Annotated in this window: 16 protein-coding genes; 12 read left to right on the top strand and 4 right to left on the bottom strand. The window is 73.3% G+C overall.

Going from position 1 to position 18,231, the window contains the following annotated elements; translation table 11 throughout:
- The first annotated feature begins 19 nt into the window (after positions 1 to 19).
- From ADK86_RS01190 to ADK86_RS01145, 10 genes are all read left to right on the top strand, one after another.
- The gene (locus ADK86_RS01190; protein WP_053694834.1) at positions 20 to 1,429 is read left to right on the top strand and encodes an ABC transporter substrate-binding protein; all 1,410 of its coding nucleotides are present in this window, start codon (positions 20 to 22) and stop codon (positions 1,427 to 1,429) included.
- Positions 1,430 to 1,451: 22 nt separating this feature from the next.
- On the top strand, positions 1,452 to 2,408 hold the full coding sequence (locus ADK86_RS01185) for a carbohydrate ABC transporter permease (RefSeq protein WP_053694846.1): 957 nt from the start codon (positions 1,452 to 1,454) through the stop codon (positions 2,406 to 2,408).
- Positions 2,405 to 3,271 (top strand): carbohydrate ABC transporter permease, encoded by an 867-nt coding sequence (locus ADK86_RS01180; protein WP_053694833.1) that lies wholly within the window; start codon positions 2,405 to 2,407, stop codon positions 3,269 to 3,271. The genes ADK86_RS01185 and ADK86_RS01180 overlap by 4 nt, the downstream gene beginning before the upstream one ends.
- On the top strand, positions 3,268 to 4,260 hold the full coding sequence (locus tag ADK86_RS01175; protein WP_053694832.1) for a zinc-dependent alcohol dehydrogenase family protein: 993 nt from the start codon (positions 3,268 to 3,270) through the stop codon (positions 4,258 to 4,260). The genes ADK86_RS01180 and ADK86_RS01175 overlap by 4 nt, the downstream gene beginning before the upstream one ends.
- Positions 4,261 to 4,393: 133 nt before the next feature.
- Entirely contained in the window at positions 4,394 to 5,074 is a 681-nt protein-coding gene (locus tag ADK86_RS01170; RefSeq protein WP_053694831.1) for an alpha/beta fold hydrolase, read from the top strand.
- A gap of 144 nt (positions 5,075 to 5,218) precedes the next feature.
- Positions 5,219 to 5,737: an SRPBCC family protein gene (locus tag ADK86_RS01165; RefSeq protein WP_053694830.1), complete on the top strand. Its 519-nt coding sequence runs from the start codon at positions 5,219 to 5,221 to the stop codon at positions 5,735 to 5,737.
- On the top strand, positions 5,734 to 6,813 hold the full coding sequence (locus tag ADK86_RS01160) for a GNAT family N-acetyltransferase (RefSeq protein ID WP_234345628.1): 1,080 nt from the start codon (positions 5,734 to 5,736) through the stop codon (positions 6,811 to 6,813). Before ADK86_RS01165 ends, ADK86_RS01160 begins: the two co-directional genes overlap by 4 nt.
- A complete protein-coding gene (locus tag ADK86_RS01155) occupies positions 6,810 to 8,129 on the top strand; it encodes an ABC transporter substrate-binding protein (protein ID WP_053694829.1) in 1,320 nt (439 codons plus the stop codon). The genes ADK86_RS01160 and ADK86_RS01155 overlap by 4 nt, the downstream gene beginning before the upstream one ends.
- Before the next feature lie 63 nt (positions 8,130 to 8,192).
- Positions 8,193 to 9,215: a carbohydrate ABC transporter permease gene (locus ADK86_RS01150; protein ID WP_107088384.1), complete on the top strand. Its 1,023-nt coding sequence runs from the start codon at positions 8,193 to 8,195 to the stop codon at positions 9,213 to 9,215.
- Complete coding sequence (locus ADK86_RS01145) at positions 9,212 to 10,084, top strand: carbohydrate ABC transporter permease (protein WP_053694828.1); 873 nt, start codon at positions 9,212 to 9,214, stop codon at positions 10,082 to 10,084. Before ADK86_RS01150 ends, ADK86_RS01145 begins: the two co-directional genes overlap by 4 nt.
- A 14-nt stretch (positions 10,085 to 10,098) precedes the next feature.
- Here ADK86_RS01145 and ADK86_RS01140 read toward each other — a convergent pair whose 3' ends face one another.
- The 4 genes from ADK86_RS01140 to ADK86_RS01125 all read right to left on the bottom strand — a co-directional run bounded on the left by ADK86_RS01140 (position 10,099) and on the right by ADK86_RS01125 (position 17,216).
- Positions 10,099 to 10,725, bottom strand: coding sequence for a ScbR family autoregulator-binding transcription factor (locus ADK86_RS01140; protein WP_030595176.1), 627 nt, complete (start codon positions 10,723 to 10,725; stop codon positions 10,099 to 10,101).
- A 181-nt stretch (positions 10,726 to 10,906) separates the two neighbouring features.
- The gene (locus tag ADK86_RS01135; RefSeq protein ID WP_053694827.1) at positions 10,907 to 12,187 is read right to left on the bottom strand and encodes a hypothetical protein; all 1,281 of its coding nucleotides are present in this window, start codon (positions 12,185 to 12,187) and stop codon (positions 10,907 to 10,909) included.
- Positions 12,184 to 13,320 carry a hypothetical protein gene (locus ADK86_RS01130; protein WP_159393745.1) on the bottom strand — a complete coding sequence of 379 codons (1,137 nt, stop codon included), beginning with the start codon at positions 13,318 to 13,320 and terminating at the stop codon, positions 12,184 to 12,186. Before ADK86_RS01130 ends, ADK86_RS01135 begins: the two co-directional genes overlap by 4 nt.
- Positions 13,317 to 17,216, bottom strand: coding sequence for a tetratricopeptide repeat protein (locus ADK86_RS01125; protein WP_053694825.1), 3,900 nt, complete (start codon positions 17,214 to 17,216; stop codon positions 13,317 to 13,319). The genes ADK86_RS01130 and ADK86_RS01125 overlap by 4 nt, the downstream gene beginning before the upstream one ends.
- A 61-nt stretch (positions 17,217 to 17,277) precedes the next feature.
- On the opposite strand from ADK86_RS01125, the gene ADK86_RS01120 reads away from it, so the two are divergent.
- Both ADK86_RS01120 and ADK86_RS01115 read left to right on the top strand, forming a co-directional pair.
- Positions 17,278 to 17,613 carry a trypco2 family protein gene (locus ADK86_RS01120; RefSeq protein WP_053694824.1) on the top strand — a complete coding sequence of 112 codons (336 nt, stop codon included), beginning with the start codon at positions 17,278 to 17,280 and terminating at the stop codon, positions 17,611 to 17,613.
- Positions 17,614 to 17,890: 277 nt separating this feature from the next.
- Positions 17,891 to 18,151, top strand: a complete 261-nt coding sequence (locus ADK86_RS01115; protein WP_053694823.1) for a hypothetical protein — start codon at positions 17,891 to 17,893, stop codon at positions 18,149 to 18,151.
- Positions 18,152 to 18,231 lie beyond the last annotated feature (80 nt).

The raw sequence follows: 18,231 nt of genomic DNA, 5'->3' as shown, positions 1-18,231 counted from the left end.
AGCAGAGAGGTGTTGAGCCGTGCGAGCACGATCCCCCGGACGGACCGTTCGCGGTGAGCGGTCCGCCGTACGCCCCAGGCGCCGTGGCCCGATCGGTTTGGCGGCGGCCGCCGTCGCCGCCGCGCTGGTCCTCAGCGGCTGCTACCGCGGCGCCGGCGACCTCGGCAACGAGGGCCGGGACACCATCAACGTCCTGATGGTGAACAACCCGCAGATGGCCGACCTGCAACGGCTGACCGCCGAGCACTTCACCCGGCGGACCGGCATCAAGGTCAACTACACCGTGCTGCCCGAGGACGACCTGCGCGACAAGATGAGCCAGGACTTCTCCAGCCAGGCCGGCCAGTACGACGTGGCCAGCCTCAGCAACTACGAGACCCCGATCTACGCCCGCAACGGCTGGCTGAGCCCGCTCGGCGAACGCGCCGCCCAGGACACCTCCTTCGACCAGGCGGACCTGCTCGCCCCCGTACGCAAGTCGCTGACCGCGGCCGACGGGAAGGTCTACGCCCAGCCGTTCTACGGGGAGTCGTCGTTCCTGATGTACCGCAAGGACCTGCTGCGCGACGCGGGGCTGACGATGCCCGCGAAGCCCACCTGGAAGCAGGTGGCGGCCCTCGCGGCGAAGCTCGACGGCGCGCGGCCCGGCATGAAGGGCATCTGCCTGCGCGGCCAGCCCGGCTGGGGACAGCTCGCGGCGCCGCTGACCTCGGTGGTGAACACCTTCGGCGGCACCTGGTTCACCAAGGACTGGCAGGCCCGCGTCAACAGCCCGGAGTTCACCGCCGCCACCCGCTTCTACGTCGACCTGCTGCGCGAGCACGGGGAGGCGGGCGCCCCGCAGGCCGGGTACACCGAGTGCCTGAACGACATGCAGCAGGGCAAGGTCGCCATGTGGTACGACGCGACCGCCGGCGCGGGGTCGCTGGAGAGCAGTGACTCCAAGGTCGCCGGGAAGGTGGGCTACGTGCCCGCGCCGGTCGAGCGGACGGCCAGTTCAGGCTGGCTCTACACCTGGGCGTGGGGCGTGCAGAAGGCGAGCACCCACCAGGACGCCGCCTGGAAATTCATCTCCTGGGCGTCCGGCAAGGGCTACGAGCGGCTGGTGGGCGAGCGGCTGGGCTGGTCGAAGGTGCCGGCCGGAAAGCGCGCCTCCACCTATCGCGACCCCGACTACCTGCGGCAGTCCGGGGCGTTCGCCGCGGCGACGAAGAACGCGATCACCTCGGCGCGCCCCGACGACCCCGGGGTGCAGCCGCGGCCCGCGCCCGGCATCCAGTTCGTCGGCATCCCCGAGTTCTCCGATCTGGGCACCAAGGTCTCGCACGAGATCAGTTCGGCGATCGCCGGACGGCAGAGCGTGTCCGAGGCCCTCGACAAGAGCCAGCGGCTGGCGGAGGAGGTGGCCCGTGCCTACGCGAAGCGTTGAGACCCGGGACGAGCGGGACGGCCTGAGCGGGACGCGGAGCCGCGGCGCCACCGCCGCCCGGCCGCGCGGCAGCGTCCGTACGGCCGGCCGCGCCGCCGCCTGGGCCCGCCGCGCGCCGCTGCTGCCCGCCCTGGTCTTCCTGATCGTGGTGACCCAGCTGCCCTTCGTGGCGACCGTGGTCATCTCCTTCGTCCGGTGGAACGCGCTGGCCCCCGACAACCGGGGCTTCGCCGCCTTCGACAACTACAAGGCCGTCTTCACCGACCCCGCGATGCGCTCCGCGATCTGGACGACGGTCCTGCTGACCGTGACCGTCGTGCTGGTCAGCCTCGTACTGGGGCTGGGGCTCGCGCTGCTGCTGGACCGGAAGTTCAAGGGCCGCGGCATCGTCCGTACGATGCTGATCACCCCGTTCCTGGTCGTGCCGGTCGCCGCCGCGCTGCTGTGGAAGCACGCGCTGTACAACGCCTCGTACGGGCTGATCAACGGAACGCTGACCTGGATATGGAGGCTGTTCGGCAGCGCGGACCCACCCCAGCCGGACTGGATGACCGCCTCGCCGCTGGCGGCCGTCGAAGTGGCGCTGATCTGGCAGTGGACGCCGTTCATGATGCTGATCCTGCTGGCCGGGCTGCAGAGCCGGCCCGCCGACGCGGTCGAGGCGGCGCGGGTGGACGGCGCCTCCCCCTTCGCCGTGTTCCGCTATCTCACCCTCCCCCACCTGCGCCGCTACCTGGAGCTCGCCGCGCTGCTCGGCACGATCTACGTGGTGCAGAACTTCGACGCGGTCTTCACCATCACCTCGGGCGGCCTGGGCACCGGCAACCTCCCGTACACCATCTACCAGACCTTCTACCAGGCGCACGACTACGGACGGGCCTCCGCGCAGGGCGTCGTGGTCGTGGTCTGCTCCCTGCTGGTGGCGACCTTCGCGCTGCGCACCGTCTCGTCCCTGCTCCGTGAGGAGGTCACCCGATGAGCGCGACCACGGTACGGGCCGTCGCCCCCGCCGAACGGCGCCGCCGGCGCACCGGGAGCCTGCTGGGCCTGGCCGCCTGGCTGTGCGGCATCGCCTTCTTCCTGCCGGTCGCGTGGATGGTGCTCACCTCCTTCCACAGCGAGGCGGACGCGGCCACCAACCCGCCGAGCGTCGGCGCCGAGCCGACGCTGCACGGCTACCGCGAGTTCTTCGGCGCGGGCACCGGCGTCAGCCCCTGGCCGCCGCTGCTCAACTCGCTGACGGCCTCGGTGGCGTCCACGCTGCTGGTGCTGGCGCTCGCCGTACCGGCGGCGTACGCACTGTCCATCAAACCGGTGCGCAAGTGGAGCGACGTGCTCTTCTTCTTCCTGTCCACCAAGATGCTGCCGCTGGTGGCGGGGCTGCTGCCGGTCTACCTCATCGCCCAGAACGCGCGCATGCTGGACAACATCTGGCTGCTCGTCATCCTCTACACCTCGATGAACCTGCCGATCGCGGTGTGGATGATGCGCTCCTTCCTGGCCGAGGTGCCGGTGGAGATCCTGGAGGCGGCGTCCATCGACGGCGCCGGGCTGCCGACGACGCTGGTACGGATCGTCGGGCCGGTCGCGCTGCCCGGCATCGCGGCCACCGCGCTGATCTCCTTCATCTTCAGCTGGAACGAGCTGCTGTTCGCCCGGGTGCTCACCGGCATCGTCGCCGGGACCTCCCCGGCCTTCCTGACCGGGTTCGTGACCAGCCAGGGCCTGTTCCTGGCCAAGGTGTGCGCCGCCGCCACCGTCATCTCCCTCCCGGTGCTCGCCGCCGGGTTCGCCGCCCAGGACAAGCTCGTCCAGGGCCTTTCCCTAGGAGCCGTGAAATGAAGGCCGCAGTGATCAGCGCCCCGGGCCGTGTCGAGATCACCACCGTCGACGATCCGGCGCCCGGGCCCGGTGAGGTCGTCGTGGACGTGGCGGGCTGCGGGCTGTGCGGCACCGATCTGCACATCCTGCAGGGCGAGTTCGCGCCGACGCTGCCCGTCGTGCCCGGTCACGAGTTCGCCGGTACGGTCGTCGCCCTGGGCGCCGGGGTCACCGGACTGGCCGAGGGCGACCGGGTCGCCGTCGACCCCTCCCTTTACTGCCACGCGTGCCACTACTGCCGCATCGGGCGCAACAACCTGTGCGAGCGGTGGGCCGCCATCGGGGTGACGACCGCGGGCGGCGCCGCGGAGTTCGCCGTCGCGCCCGCCGCGAACTGCGTGAAGCTGCCCGAGCACGTACGGACCGAGGACGCGGCCCTCATCGAGCCGCTGTCCTGCGCCGTACGGGGCTACGACATCCTGCGCTCCCAGCAGCTCGGCACCCATGTGCTGATCTACGGCTCCGGGACGATGGGCCTGATGATGCTGGAACTGGCCAAGCGCACCGGCGCGGCGAGCGTCGACATGCTCGACGTCAACCCGCAACGCCTGGAAACCGCGCGGCAGTTGGGGTGCAGCAGCGCGGCCGCCTGCGCCGACGAGCTGGACCGGCCGCGCGGCTGGGAGGTGGTCATCGACGCGACCGGCAACGCGCACGCCATCCAGGACGGGCTGGGCCGCGTCGGCAAGGGCGGCACGTTCCTCCAGTTCGGCGTCTCCGACTACGCGACGCGCGCCACGATCGAGCCGTACCGGATCTACAACCAGGAGATCACCATCACCGGCTCGATGGCGGTGCTGCACAGCTACGAGCGGGCCGCGGAGCTGTTCGCCGCGGGCGTTCTGGACCCGGACATCTTCATCAGCGACCGGCTGCCGCTGGACCGCTACGCGGAGGCGATGGACCGCTTCAAGGCGGGGCAGGGACGGAAGATCCAGGTCACGCCCTGACCCAGGTCACGCCTTGTCCCCAGGTCACGCCTTGATCCAGGGCCGTTGTCAGACCCCTGCGGCATGATGCGGTGGTGGGCCCGGAGAGCTGCCGGAGCGGTCCGGGCCGCCGCGTCGGAGGGGGTCGAGGGGCATGGCGGGCAAGAAGAGTTACGTGATCATCCCGGGGGCCGGGGGTGTTCCCTGGGACTGGCACCTGGTCGAGGACGAGCTGCGGCGACACGGCCATGACGTGGTCGCGGTGGACCTGCCGAACGACGACCCGTCGGCGGGCCTGGCCGAGTACGCCGACGCGGTGGTCCGGGCCGCCGCGGGCCGTACGGACATCGTCCTCGTCGCCCACTCGCTGGGCGGGTTCACCGCGCCGCTGGTGTGCGAGCGGATACCGGTGGCGCGGATGGTGCTGGTGGCGGCCATGCTGCCGGCGCCCGGCGAGTCGCCGGGCGACTGGTGGCAGAACACCGGCCACAGTGCGGTGATGGCCGAGCGGGAGCGGCTGGACGGCGGCCCGCCGGACGAGAGCGTGCTCTTCCACCACGATGTGCCACCGGAGCTGGCGGCCGAGTCGGTGGCCCGCGGGCGCGCGCAGGCCGACGGCCCCTTCGGACGTCCGTGGCCGCTCCCCCACTGGCCGCAGGTGCCGACCTCGTTCCTGCTCTGCCGCGACGACCGGCTCTTCCCCGCCGCGTGGCTCCGCGGCCTGGTGCGGGAGCGGCTGGGCATCGAGCCGGAGGAGATGGACGGCGGCCACTGCGCGTTCCTCAGCCGTCCCCGTGAGCTGGCAGAGCGGGTGATGCGCCTGAGTGGAGCATGAGCGGACCCGATCGGGGGATTGCGGCGGCCGATCGCCGTCGGCGTGCACGTCCTTCAGGCCCGTGACGCGGGAGGTGTTGGAGCCTGGGCGGGAGGCGGGGACCATGGCCCTGCCGGCTCGTACGGAACGGACGAGAGGACGCCGATGGACAACGCGACGCTGTACCTGGAAGGCGCCCGGCCGGTGCTCCGCTTCGAGCGGGTGCTGCCACGGCCGCCCGAGGAGGTGTGGCGGGCGCTGACGGACCGCGAGGAACTGGCGGTGTGGTTCCCGAGCGTGATCGACGGCGCGGGGCCGGAAGCGTGGGCCGCCGGTGCCCCGCTGACGTTCACCTTTCCCGGGGGCGAGGGCCCGGCCCTGACGGGCGAGGTGCTGGAAGCCGACCGGCCCCGCCTGCTGGCCTACACCTGGGGCGGCGAGACGCTGCGGTTCGAGCTGTCACCACGACCGGACGGCGGCACCCGCCTCGTGTTCACCTACCGCTCCGTCCCCGGCACGGCGGCCCGCAACGCGGCCGGCTGGCAGGTCTGCCTCGCGAGGCTGACCGACGGCCCCGCGCAGGCCCCGGACTGGCAGCCCCTGTTCGACGGCTATGTGACGGCCTTCGAACCGGTCCTCGGCCCACAGGAAGGGCCGCCCGCGGGCGTGGGGCGGGAGCGGTGACCGGGCCGGTGACCGGCGTCGCGGACGAGCGGGACGAGGGGGAGGGAGCGGGTGGGCGGGACGGGCAGGGCGGTGCGGCCCGGCCCGGCGGTACCGGCGGTGGGCCCACGCCCGTCGGCCGGGTCCGCGTCCGGGACTTCGCGCCCGGCGACGGCGCCCCCCTCGTCACAGCGTGGGCACGCAGCGTCCCATCCGACCCCGTCACCCGAGAACGTTTCCGCCGTCACGTCCTGCTCGATCCGAACTTCGACCCGGCGGGCCTGCGCGTCGCCGTGCGGGACGGCGAGGTGATGGGTGCCGCGTACGGTGTGCGCCGGCGAGTGCCGGTGGCCGGGAGCGATCTGGAGCCTGAGCAGGGGTGGGTTCCGTTCTTCTTCGTGGATCCGGCTGTCCGCCGTGCCGGGCTGGGGCGGCGGCTGGTCACCGGTGTTCTCGACTGGCTCGCCGGGCACGGCCGTACCCGCGTCGACTTCGCCTCGTACACCCCGCACTATTTCCTCCCCGGCCTGGACCGGGATGCCTATCCGGAAGCCGCCCGGCTGCTGATGGATCTGGGCTTCGCGCCCAGGCTCGAAGCCGTCGCGATGGACCGCGGACTGGTCGGCTACCGGATTCCCGAAGCGGTACGGCAGCGGACCGCCGCGCTGGCGGCCGAGGGCTACCGCTTCGGTACGCCGCGGGACGACGACCTGGTGGGGCTGCTGCGGCTGGCCGAGGACGAGTTCGGCCCGGACTGGCCGCAGGCGGTCCGGCATGCGCTCGACACCGGCGCGCCCCTGGACCGCATCGTGACGGCCCACGACCCGGCGGGTGAGGTCGTGGGGTGGGCGATGCACGGTGCGTACGAGGGGCTGGCCGAGCGGTTCGGCCCGTTCGGCGTACGGGCGGACCAGCGCGGCACCGGCCTGGGCAAGGTGCTGCTGCACCTGACGCTGGAGCGGATGCGGGCGGCGGGCGCGCACGGGGCCTGGTTCCTGTGGACGGGCGAGGGCAGCGCGGCCGGGCATCTCTACCGGTCGGCGGGGTTCGCCACGACCCGCAGGTTCCAGGTCTTACGGCGGGAGGTGCGGCCATGAGGCGGCGCCGGGTCCTGGCGGGGCTGGCGGGAGCGGCGGTGGGCGCGGCGGGCTGCGGTGCCCCCGACCGGGGCGGCAGTGGGCGTCCGGGCGACCCGGTCGTGCTCACGCTGCTGTCGCACTATGCGACCGACCCGCTGAAGTCGGCGCTGCAACGCGTGGTGGACGAGTGGAACGCGGCGCACGACCGGGTGCACGTACGGACGACGGCGGTCCGTTTCCAGGATCTGCTGACCACCCTGATGGTGCGGCAGGCCGCCGGGCAGGGCGCGGACATCATCCACCCGTACAGCCTGTGGGCCGGGCAGCTGGCGCAGGCCGGGGTGGTGCGGCCGGCGCCGCCCGAGGACGCCGCCCGTATCGAGCACGGTTTCGCCCGTCCCGCGGTCCGGGCGGCCTCGGTGCGGGGCCGGCCCGTCGGCTATCCCACCGAGGTGCAGTCGTACGCGCTCTACTACAACAAGCGGCTGCTGCGCGCGGCCGGGCTGGCCGGGCCGCCGCGCACCTGGCGGGAGCTGGAGGAGGCCGCGTACCGGACCGCGCGGCGCGACCGGCACGGCAATACGCTCGTGCAGGGTTTCGGGCTGTCGCGGACGGACGATGCCACGGTGGTGAACCAGACGCTGGCGCTGCTGGCCTCCCGTGGCGGATCGTTCCTCCAGCCGGACGGTACGCGCAGCGCCCTCGACTCCCCCGCCGGGCGCGCCGTCTTCGCGCTGGAGCGGCGGCTGATCGACCGGGGCGCGAGCGACCCCGGCATCGACCTGCTGAAGGCCTTTCCCGCCGGCCGGGTGGCGATGGCGGTCAGCGGCGCGTGGTGGACCGGCAGCCTGAAGCAGACGATGGGCCGGGACTACCGCGATGTCGGTGTGGCGCCGGTGCCGGGCCCCGCGCCCGGCAACCGGGGCACGGTCACCACCGGCTTCCTGCTGGGCGTCAACGCGAAGAGCCGGCATCCGCGGGAGGCGTGGGAGTTCCTGCGCTGGCTGAACGACGAGGTGGTGCCGGCCGGTCCCCGGGCGGGCCGGGCCGCGGCCGTACGGGCCACGCGGATGAGCGTCCTCCAGATGTCCGTCGGCACGATGACCGGCCGCACCGGTGACATGCGGGCGCTGCTGGCCGCCGGCGGCGACCCGAACCTCGGCCCGTTCGTCGACGCGCTGGACTACGCCACGCCCGAGCCGAACGGGCCGCGCGCGCAGAAGGCCAAGGCGCTGCTGCGCAAGAACATCGAGGAGATGTGGACCGGCCGCCACCCGCCGGACGCGGCCGTGCGCAACGCCGTACGCCAGGTCGACCAGGAACTCTCCCGCTGACCGCGTGCCCTGTCCCCCGGGCCTTCTTCTGTCGGTCCGCCCGTCCCGAAAGGCTGGTGCTGCATGGCGACAACGGTCACAAGCGCGGACGGTGACGGCGGCGAGGCCGAGCGCCCGGGCAGAGCCGAAGGCCGCGGCCGTGCGGTGGGCGGGCGGGGCGTGCGTACGGCCGGGGACCGCGCCCGCCCGGCCGCGCGCCGGACCCGCTACCGCTACCGGCAGACCGCCGTCGCCTACCTCTTCCTCGCCCCCAGCCTCGCCTTCTTCGCGGTCTTCCTCCTGCTGCCGCTGCTGTTCGCGGTGCTGCTGTCGCTGTCCCGCTGGGCGGGCTTCGACCTCGCCGACATACGGCCGGCGGGGGTGGACAACTTCGCCGCCCTCTTCGCCCGCGGCTCGTCCTTCCTGACCCCGGTCCTGACCAACACCCTGCTGTACGCGCTGGGCACCGTGGCCCTGGCGCTGACCGGCGCCGTACTGGTCGCGCACTGCATCACCCGCCTGCGCTTCCAGGGGTTCTGGCGCACGCTGTACTTCCTGCCGATTGTGACGACCGTGGTCGCGGTCGGCAATGTGTGGAAATACATGTACGAGCCGGGCGGCCTGGTCAACGGCGTGCTCAACGCGCTCGGGCTGCACTCCGTGGCCTTCCTCCAGGATCCGGTGACGGCGCTCCCGTCGGTCGTGGTGGTCCAGGCGTGGGCCTCCCTCGGGTCCGCGATCCTGATCCTCACGGCGGGCCTGAAGGCCATCCCGCACGTCTACTACGAGGCGGCGGAGCTGGACGGCGCCGGGCCGTTCACCGTCTTCACCCGCATCACGCTGCCGCTGCTGCGGCCGTCCCTGCTGTTCGTGTGCGTGACCCAGTTCATCACCGGCCTCCAGTCGTTCGCGCTGATCATCGTCATGACCGGTGAGGGCGGTCCGGGCGACGCGACGAACGTGGCGGCGCTGGAGATGTACCAGCGGGCGTTCAAGTACGGGGACTGGGGCTCGGCGAGTGCGGCGGCCCTCGTGCTGTTCGTCCTCATCCTCGTGATCACTTTGGTGCAGCTGTGGCTGTTCCGGCGGAAGGGAGCGGACGGATGAGGCGGCGCCGGCGGGTTCCCTGGCTGTCGTACCTGCTGGTGGGGGTGGGCGCGGTGGTGACGGTGGTGCCGTTCCTGGACATGCTGCTGACCTCGTTCAAGGGGCCGGGCGAGTACGGCAGGCTGCCCTACCGCTTCCTCCCGGAGGCGTTCGACCTGTCCAACTACCGGGAGGCGTTCGTCCGGCTCAACCTGCCGCTGCTGTTCCGCAACAGCGTCGTCGCCACCGCGGTGATCACCGGTTCGGTGCTGCTGACGTCCTCGCTGGCGGGCTACGCCCTGGCCAAGCTGCGCTTCCCGGGCCGCGATCTGATCTTCCGGCTGGTGCTCGCGACGATGATGTTCCCGCCGTTCGTCTTCTTCATCCCGCACTTCCTGATCCTGGTGCACTGGCCGCTGGCGGGCGGCAACGGCCTGCTCGGCGACGGCGGGGCCGGGCTGACGGTCAGCCTCGCCGCCCTGGTCATGCCGTTCCTGGTGTCCGGCTTCGGGATCTTCTTGATGCGGCAGTTCATCGTGTCCGTACCGGACGAGATGCTGGAGGCGGCGCGCATCGACGGCGCCGGGGAGTTCACCGTGTGGTGGCGCATCGTCGTACCGCAGACCCGGCCGGTGGCGGTGACGCTCGCGCTGCTCACGTTCGTGGGCGCCTGGAACGAGTACATCTGGGCGCTGCTGGTCTCGACGGCGAATCCCCGGCTGATGACGCTCCCCGTGGGCATCCAGACGCTGCAGAGCTATCTCGACCCCAACCGCATGGTGCCGGTCATGATGGCCGGGCTCATGCTGAGCGTGCTGCCGGTGCTGCTGCTGTTCCTGCTGCTCCAGAAGCACTACATCCGGGGCGTCATGCTCAGCGGCCTCAAGTAGGGCCGCCGGGGTGCTCAGGCGGCCGTGCCGTCGCGCTGTCCCGCGAAGGTGATCCGGGGCCTGACGTCGGGCGCGGCGACGCCCGGCAGCAGGTACCGCCACAGGGTGATCACGCGCTGGTGCAGGTCGGCCCGGCCGGTGGAGATCTGCGACAGGAGCTGCGTACCGGAGTACGAGCTGACCAGCATCCAGGCCAGGTCGTCCACGTCCACCTCCGGCTGCAGCTCCCCCTTGTCCCGCGCGGCCCGCAGCTGCCCGGCGAACTCCTGCACCCAGTACTGGTACGGGGCGTCGTCCTGCACGCCGAACTCGCCCTGCTCGATCGCCAGCCGTACGCCGGCCCGCAGCGCGGGATTGGTCTGCAGCTCTCCGGCGAGGTACAGCGTGATGTCGACCAGCCGCTGGAGGCCGTCCTCGCCGGGCGGCAGCTCCAGCCCGTTGCCCTGCTCGATCATGACGGCGTGCGCCAGGGCCTCCTTGGACGGGAAGTGGAAGTACATCCCGCCCTGGGTGACCCCGGCCCGCTTCATGATCTTGCTGACGCTCGCGCCGCTGAACCCGAACTCATCGAACACTTCGGAAGCCGCCCGGAGAATTGCCTCCCGCGTCTTGACCGCCCGCTCCTGCACTGACCGCACCATTTCCCTCGGCAAACACGTGAATGGTACGAAGAAAACGCGTCCCCTGCCGACCCGGTACCGGCACCGCCCGTGATCTGGATCACTTCAAGGGGTCCACCGGGACCCTCCGGGGCTCCCCGGCACGCGGCCGGGCCCGGCCGCGCCCGGCCGGCGCGGTGTCCACCAGGGTCGTACAGGGGGCTCAGTTGCCGAGGCGCCCGCACAAATGCTCCAGCGCGAAGGCGCCGGCCCGGTACTGGGTCAGGCGTTCCGCCTCCAGCTGTTGCAGCAGGCCGTCGAGCAGACGGGCGTCCTGCGGGTCCTGGAGGAATTCCAGTACGGCCCGCTGGAACGCGCCGCGCAAGGTCGACGGCATGGCGTCGGAGGCGTCGAAGCACACCTGGTCCGCGGCCCGGAAGAGTTTCTGCACCGCCGCGGTGCTCGCCGAAAGCTGCCCGCTGCCCGTACTGCCGTCGGAGAAGAAGGGCCGCTCCCCCGGGCGCGCCAGCCGGGCCCACTCGCCGCGGGCCGGTTGCGAGGTCAGCGCCTCCAGCAGTTCCCAGGCCGCGGCGCTGGGGCGGAAGACGGCCGCCATGTCGCCGGAGACCTCGAAGGCGCGGCGGTCGGCCGGGAGGCCGGGGACGAAGGTGTGGGTGGGCGCGGGCAGCACATCGTCGGCGTAATGGCGGCGGATGAAGGAGCCCTGGTGTTCCAGGGTGCATCGGCCGGAGTTCAGCAGGCCGTACCGGCCGTCGCCCAGATACTCGAATCCGGTGGATATCGCGTTCTCGGCGGCCTTCGGGCCGTCCTTCGCGAGCAGGTCCCGCCACGCCTGCCACGCCCGCCGCACCGGTGTGCTGGTCCACGGCAGGCCGCCGGTGGCCCACGCGTCGTACACCGTCGGGCCGTACTTCTGGAGCAGCAGGTCCTCGACCCAGTCCGTGCCCGGCCAGCCGGATGTCGCGCCGGAGGCCATGCCCAGGCACCAGCGGGGACGCCCGGCCGTCCGGCGGTCGCCGGGCCGGCTCCACACGATGCTCTTGAGGTCCACCCGCACCGGCACCCAGTACGAGTGCTGGCGCCACTCGCCCTGCTGGTTCTTCAGGGTGATCCGCTGCGCCCACGGGCCGAGCGCCAGTCCCGCCACGTCCTCCGCGAGGGGCTTGGCGGAGCCTTCGCGCGCGTACTCGGAGAGTTCGCCCAGTCCGTTGAGGATCGCCACGTCGGGCGGCGAGTCCGTGCGCAGCTGGGTCGCCAGGGTCTCCGTGAGGGAGCGGGTGCCCTCGTAGACGTACGTATGGCCCGTACGCTTGCCGATCTCCTTCAGCGTCTCCACGAACGGCCGCTCCTCCTCGTCCGTCCACGGCCCCAGGACCACCACCGTCCGGTCCTCCTCGGACGAGCAGCCCGCCGGCAGCAGGGCGGCCGTGACCAGCAGGCAGCAGGCCAGGGCGGGGCGGAGCATCCGGCGCGGGCTTCTCATGCGGACCTCCAGTCGATCTTCCAGTGTTCGCGGCCGTACTGACGGAGCGTCAGGCCGCACCCCACGGCGCCCGCCGCGCCCACGACCAGGGCCAGCACCGACGCCAGCACCCACGCGCCCGGGTGGGTGCCGCGCAGCTGTCCGGCGAGGTCGGTGTCCACCTTCTCGATCGCGGCGTCGGGACCGTCCGCCCCTTCGGTCCGCTCCGGTCCGGCCGCACGCGGCACGGATATCCGTCCGAGCCGGGCGGTGGAGCGTTCCACGTCCTGCTGGGCGCCGTGCTGCACGGTGACTCCGGACCACAGCACGCCGAACACCAGCAGGACGGGCAGTGCGTACAGGGCCAGCAGGGGGCTGCGGACGCGCAGGCGGGCGCGTACGTAGTCGAGCAGGCCGGCGAAGACGAACGCGAGGACCAGGGCGGCCAGCAGCGCCGCCGAGGCGGTGACGGCGAACGTGGTGCGCCAGCCCGACAGGTCGGCGACGGCGGCGCGGAGGTCGGTCTCCAGGACGGCGATGCGGTTCAGCACGGCGGTGGAACCGGTGCGCAGCAGGGTTGTCGCGTACTCCAGGCCGGCCCTGCGCAGCGGCCGGCTGTCGTGGTGGCTGCCGGCCCACTTGATCCAGTCGTCGTAGGCGACGACCAGGCCGGAGACCACCCGGACCTCCTGCTCCTGCGCCTTGCTCAGCGCCCCGGTCTGCACGGCGTTGTTGAGGCTCTGGGACGCCGCGGTGACCAGGGACGGATAGCGCTCGCCGAGCCCGACGAGGTCGGTCTGCCGCAGGGGTTCGCCGTCGTCAGCGCCGAGCCGGCGTCCGGCCTCGGCCTGGGCGAGGGACAACGACACACGGGTGTGGGCCAGTTCGACGAGGGCCGGGGCGTAACGGCCGCGCAGGTCCTCCGTACGGCCGTGGACATCGAAGTACGCGGTGCCGGCGAGGGCGAGGACGGTGCAGGTGAGGGCGGGCAGCATCAGCATCCGGCTGAACAGGAACCTGCCGGTGTGCTTGCGTCCGCGCACCGGGTCGCGTCCCGAGGACCAGTACCACAGCGCGCGGAGCGGCCGTCTCCGGGCCGGGGGCTCCACGGGCGGCGCGCCGCGTCCCGGTGATCCGCTGCCGTGGCCGCTCATCGGGCCCCCTCGCTCGCGGTGTCGTCGTACGGGGGAAGGGCCTCACCGGACCGTCCGTACCGGCTCCCGCGGCGGAACCAGCGGGGGCGCTGGTCGCCGCGGCGGTGCCGGAAGCCGATGGGGCGGGTGCGGTAGGCGTTGTCGAGCAGGGCCTCGGCCAGGGCCCGGTCCCGGGCGCGGGCGGCGGGCGGCAGCTGTTCGAAGAGCCGCAGATAGCCGGCCGCGAGCTCCTCGCGCAGCGCGTGCTCCGTACGCGGGACGGTGATCTTCTCGGCCTGGATGTCCGCTTCCGCGCAGAGCGCGCCCAGCGGACCGGGCTCCGCCGCGGGCGCGGTGGTGACGAGCAGGAGCAGCAGTTCCAGGAGGTCGGCGCGGAGCCGGTCCTGGGCGTGCCGGTCGGTCAGCCCCTCCCTGAGGGTGAGCCGGTGCAGCGCCAGCCAGGCCAGCCGGGCGGCGGACACGGTGGGCGGGCTGCCGTCGGCGGGCGGGGCCGCGAGGATGCGGACCATGGCCGTCCGGGCGGCGGTACGGTGCCGCGAGTCGGCGGGGACGGCTTCGAGGCAGTCCAGGGCGAGCTGCGGCTTGGCGTCGGCGAGGTGGATGCGGGCCAGGCCGAAGGCGGCGCTGCCGAGCGCGTGGTTGCGGTGCCAGACCGCCCCGTACAGGGCCACGGCCTCCTTCGGGGCGCGCAGGACCTCGTGGCAGTAGCCGAGGGCCAGCTTCGGCGCGTACTCCCCCGGGATCGCCTCGTAGACCCGGTCGAAGCACTCCAGCGCCGCCGGCACCCGGTCGTCCACGAGGTGCAGCAGCCCTTCGTGCCAGTGCAGGCGCCAGTCGTACGCGGCGAGTTCGCCGACGGCGGTGCGGGCGCGGGCCAGCTCGGCCCCGGCGGCGGTCCGCTCTCCCGCGGCCGCCTCCGGGTGGTCGCGGGCGATCTCCAGGTGGAGCCGGCAGTGCAGCAGCGCCTTCTCGGGGGACTCCTTCCACGCGTCGCTGAGCTGGAGCAGGCCGACCGGGTCGTCGTAGGAGGTGCGGTGGAGTTCCGTCCAGTTGCCGTCGGCGATGTCCGGTTTGGGGGCCGGCAGGCCGAGGGCGACCTCGGCGGGGGCAGGCGGCCGGGCCGTCAGCCCGCGCTTGACGTTGCTGCCGTCCCGCCACTGGCCGAGCGGCGGCGCCTTGCCCAGTTCGCCGTCGAGGGCGGCGGACGCCGCGGCGAAGAGCGAGGAGGGCTCGAAGGCGGCCTCCTCGCCGAGCCGCAGCGAGCGCAGCTCCCGCAGCACACCGCGCAGTTGTACGGACATCTCGCGGGCATCGGCGAAGCGCTCCTCAGGGCGCGGGGCGGTGGCCCGCGCCAGTACGCGTTCCAGGGAGCGCGTGCCGAGGCCCGGAGGCGCTTCGGGGACCCGGGCGACCAGTTCCCCGAGCACGGCGCCGACCGCGTACAGGTCGGCCGCGACGGTCATGGCGGTGGAGCTGTGCAGTTCGGGCGCAGGGTAGGTGACGGGGCCCGAGGTGCCGATGGGGCGCACACCGGCCACGTCGATGAGCTTGATGCCGGCGCCGCAGTGGATCACGTTCGTGAGGGAGAGGTCGCCGTAGACGAGGCCGCGCTCGTCGTGGAGGTAGGTCAGCGCGTCCAGGATGAGCAGCCCGTAGACCGCGATGAATTCGTGCACCCGGTGGTCGTGGAAGGGCTCGGCGCGCCGCGCGATCCGGTCGGCGACCCAGCGCAGCGGCGCGCCGTCGGCGAACTCCATCACGATGAAGCTGAGGTTGCCGTCCGCGGGGCCGGGCTGCCGGGCGTAGTTGAACACCTTGATGATCGACGGGTGGTTGAGGCCGACCAGCCGCAGACGCTCCCGGCCCGCTTCCTCCACGGCCCGCGCGTCGTCCGGATCGCGTACGCCCTTCAGGGCCACCGGCCGCTCGGCGAGCATCCGGTCGCGGGCGAGGTACACCTGCCCGTAGCTGCCCTGGCCGAGGCGGCCGACGACGCGGTACTGCTGGTGCAGCTCCTGGCCGCGGGCGAGGCCGGGCCGCCGTGCGGGGAGAAGCGGCGGTACGGGGCCGTCCGCCGCGCACGGCGCGGGGGACGGGTCGGGCTCCGGCTCGACGAGGGAGTCCGGGTTGCCGACGGTGACGTGCGGGAGGTCGGTCAGGCCGTCGCCGGGCGGGAGGACGACGTAACCGCGTGGGGCGCGCGGCAGGTCGAGGCGCTGCAGGGCGTCCTCGGCGGCGATGCCGATCCGGAACAGCCGGTACGCGGCGTCCGCGCTGTTCTTCAGGGTGCCGCCCTGGCGCAGCTCCGCCAGTTTCGCGGCGAGCTGCCGGTGCGTCGGTACGTATCCGCCGGCGTCCTCCGGCCCGGCGCGGGCGCCCCGCAGCCGGGGCCATTGCTCCTCCAGGCCGGACAGGGCGGTCAGCCGGGCGGCGACGGCCGCTTCGTGGCGGCTGGCCCAGCGGTCGTCGAGGAGTTCGCGGACGACGCGGGCGAGCAGCGGTGCGCGCGGGTCGCGGAAGACGAGCAGGAGGCGGCTGTGTCCCGGGGCGAGCAGCGCGCGCAGCAGCGCGAGGACCGGCTCGTCGGCCGAGTCGAGCCGGTCGACGGAGAGGAAGGCGGCGGACAGCGGCGGGGCCTGCTCGGCGATCTGCCGTGTGATCTCGGCGGTGTCGCCGGCCGGTGCCCCGGAGGTGGTGAGACCGGCCCGGACCGCGGTGCGCCGGACCAGTTGGCCGGCCGTCCAGCCGGTCGCGTCCAGGGCGATGTCGATCGAGCCGGCCCGCGGCTCGGTGGCCCCGCCGCGCCGCAGCGGCCATGGATTGCGCTCCCGGTCGGCCAGGATGAGCGCGGAGTGCAGCGCGGTCCGGGCGTCGTGCTCGTCGTCGGCGACGAAGGCCAGCTCGACGGTCTCGGCCGGGCCGTCCGGACGGTGGCGCCCCTGGACGCCGCGGGCGCCGTCGGACCACACCGGCGTGCCGCGCCGCGGTGCCGCACCGCTGCCGCCCGTGCCCGCGGTCCGGCCCGCGCTGCCCTCTCCGGCCGTGCCCCGGCCGGTGACCGTGGCACGGCCGGTGGCCGGTCCGGTGTCGCCGAGCCAGCGGGCGAGCCAGCGGCGCAGTCCGAGCGCCCGGTCGGAGCCGGACGCGCCGGGGACCAGCCGGATGGAGCCCGCGACGGCCCGCGCGCCGGTGACCCGCAGCCGCAGCTTCTCGTCGGCCAGGTGGGCCAGGACGGTCTCGGTCGGGATCATGTAGGCGTGGCTGGAGGGGACCGGGAAGCGCTCGGTGCCGTGCTGGTGGACGAGGATGCCGATGACTCCGCCCGTACGGCCGTGCACCACGCCGCTGCCGCTGAAGCCGTGCCGGACCACATAGGGCGCCGACTCCGGGTCGAGCTGGACCCACTCGGGTTCGTGGCCGGGGCCGCCGCGGCCCATGAGCCGCGCGGTGATGTGCTCGCCGCCGGGCAGGTCCTGCGGATAGCCGACGGTGTGCACCCGTTCGTCGCGCGCCGGGACCTGCCGGTGCAGCACGGCGGGCTCCACCGGCGGCTCCTCGGCCAGCCGCAGCAGCGCGATGTCGGCGCTGAACCGGGAGGTCGGCGGCCTCAGATGCCGGGTGAGCACCTCGGCCGCCAGAGGGCGGGGCACCGCGTCCGGGGCGCCGGGGAATTCGGCGTACACCTTCTCCAGGGGCAGCGGCGGGGCGGGCGGGCGGCCGTCCGTGGCGGGGGCGCGTCTGGCGAGGACGACGTGGGCGCAGGTGAGGACCAGGGCGCCGGGCAGCAGCACGCCCGCGCCGAGCGGTGTGGCGCCCCGGCGCTCCCCCTGGAACAACCGGACCCGCCAGCATCCGTCACCTGAGGAGTAGTTGGAAGTTCCCCCGAGCTCCCTCATACTCCTGACGATAGCCGCGGGGGGTGACAACCGTCCCCCGCCGCGTGACGGGAGGTCCGTGATGGGCGCGAACGGCGGGCGGGGCGGGGCCGACGGTGCGGAGACCGCGGGCCTGTCGGACGTGATCGGCCGCATTCGCGAGGAGCTGGAGACGGCGCAGCGCGAAGGCGAGCGGAGCCGGCTGCGGTTCCTGGTGGAACGCGTCAACGTGGAGTTCGCCGTCCAGGTCCGCCGTGAGGGCTCGGGCCGAGGCGGTCTGCGGATCGGCGTGGTCACCGCGGAGGCCGGCGGCGCGCTCGCACGGGAGAGCACCCACCGCATCGAGATCGAGCTCAAACCGCACGACCGGGACGCCCCTCCGGAGGGTCCTGGCATCAGCGTGGGCGGGCCTTCTTAGCGACGGTACGGCGGTTCAGCGGCGGTACGGCGATGTGCGCAGCGGCCTTGCGCAAGCGTGCACGGCGATCTTGCGGGGCCGTCCGCGGCGCTCCCGCGGAGCCCCGCGGTCACCCGGACGGACGAGGCCCCGGAAGTGCCCGGGCCGGGCGGCGGAGCGGGCCGTCAGCGGCGGTTCTGCGGGGTTGCGGCCCCCTTCGCCGGCCGGGTCCCGGGGTGCGGGCGGGACGGTGGCGGGTGAGAGTCGTGTCAACAACCCCGCTCCATAAGGAGAGATCATGCGTCGCATCGCGATAGCCGCCGTCGGCGTCCTCGCCGCCGGATTCGTCGCCGCCGCTCCCGCGGCCGCCGCCCCCTCGGGCGGCGGTGGCAAGCACTACCACCACCACACCGCCAGCCACTGGCAGGCCGCCCACAAGGAGGGCGTGAACGCCGGCGGGCCCGGCGGTGCCTCCGTCGGTGAGGCCAGCGCCGCCTCGCACACGAAGGTCAGCGACCTCCACAAGCACAAGTACTACTTCCACCACTGGGTGCGCTGACCACTCGCCGCCCCGTTCCACCACGCACATCCGGCCGTATCGGCCCGCAGCCCTTCGCCCGTTCCCCGGTGCGAAGGGCT

The organism is Streptomyces sp. NRRL F-5755 (genome assembly GCF_001279365.1).
In the GTDB taxonomy this organism is placed as follows: Bacteria; Actinomycetota; Actinomycetes; order Streptomycetales; family Streptomycetaceae; genus Streptomyces; species Streptomyces rimosus.
This window is presented reverse-complemented; position numbering and strand designations above follow the sequence as displayed.

Bases quoted from the DNA above. Each gene is read 5' to 3' on its own strand.
- ADK86_RS01180 (WP_053694833.1), top strand. From the start codon at position 2,405: ATGAGCGCGACCACGGTACGGGCCGTCGCCCCCGCCGAACGGCGCCGC.
- ADK86_RS01175 (WP_053694832.1), top strand. From the start codon at position 3,268: ATGAAGGCCGCAGTGATCAGCGCCCCGGGCCGTGTCGAGATCACCACC.
- ADK86_RS01170 (WP_053694831.1), top strand. From the start codon at position 4,394: ATGGCGGGCAAGAAGAGTTACGTGATCATCCCGGGGGCCGGGGGTGTT.
- ADK86_RS01165 (WP_053694830.1), top strand. From the start codon at position 5,219: ATGGACAACGCGACGCTGTACCTGGAAGGCGCCCGGCCGGTGCTCCGC.
- ADK86_RS01155 (WP_053694829.1), top strand. From the start codon at position 6,810: ATGAGGCGGCGCCGGGTCCTGGCGGGGCTGGCGGGAGCGGCGGTGGGC.
- ADK86_RS01150 (WP_107088384.1), top strand. From the start codon at position 8,193: ATGGCGACAACGGTCACAAGCGCGGACGGTGACGGCGGCGAGGCCGAG.
- ADK86_RS01145 (WP_053694828.1), top strand. From the start codon at position 9,212: ATGAGGCGGCGCCGGCGGGTTCCCTGGCTGTCGTACCTGCTGGTGGGG.
- ADK86_RS01140 (WP_030595176.1), bottom strand. From the start codon at position 10,725: ATGGTGCGGTCAGTGCAGGAGCGGGCGGTCAAGACGCGGGAGGCAATT.
- ADK86_RS01135 (WP_053694827.1), bottom strand. From the start codon at position 12,187: ATGAGAAGCCCGCGCCGGATGCTCCGCCCCGCCCTGGCCTGCTGCCTG.
- ADK86_RS01130 (WP_159393745.1), bottom strand. From the start codon at position 13,320: ATGAGCGGCCACGGCAGCGGATCACCGGGACGCGGCGCGCCGCCCGTG.
- ADK86_RS01125 (WP_053694825.1), bottom strand. From the start codon at position 17,216: ATGAGGGAGCTCGGGGGAACTTCCAACTACTCCTCAGGTGACGGATGC.
- ADK86_RS01120 (WP_053694824.1), top strand. From the start codon at position 17,278: ATGGGCGCGAACGGCGGGCGGGGCGGGGCCGACGGTGCGGAGACCGCG.
- ADK86_RS01115 (WP_053694823.1), top strand. From the start codon at position 17,891: ATGCGTCGCATCGCGATAGCCGCCGTCGGCGTCCTCGCCGCCGGATTC.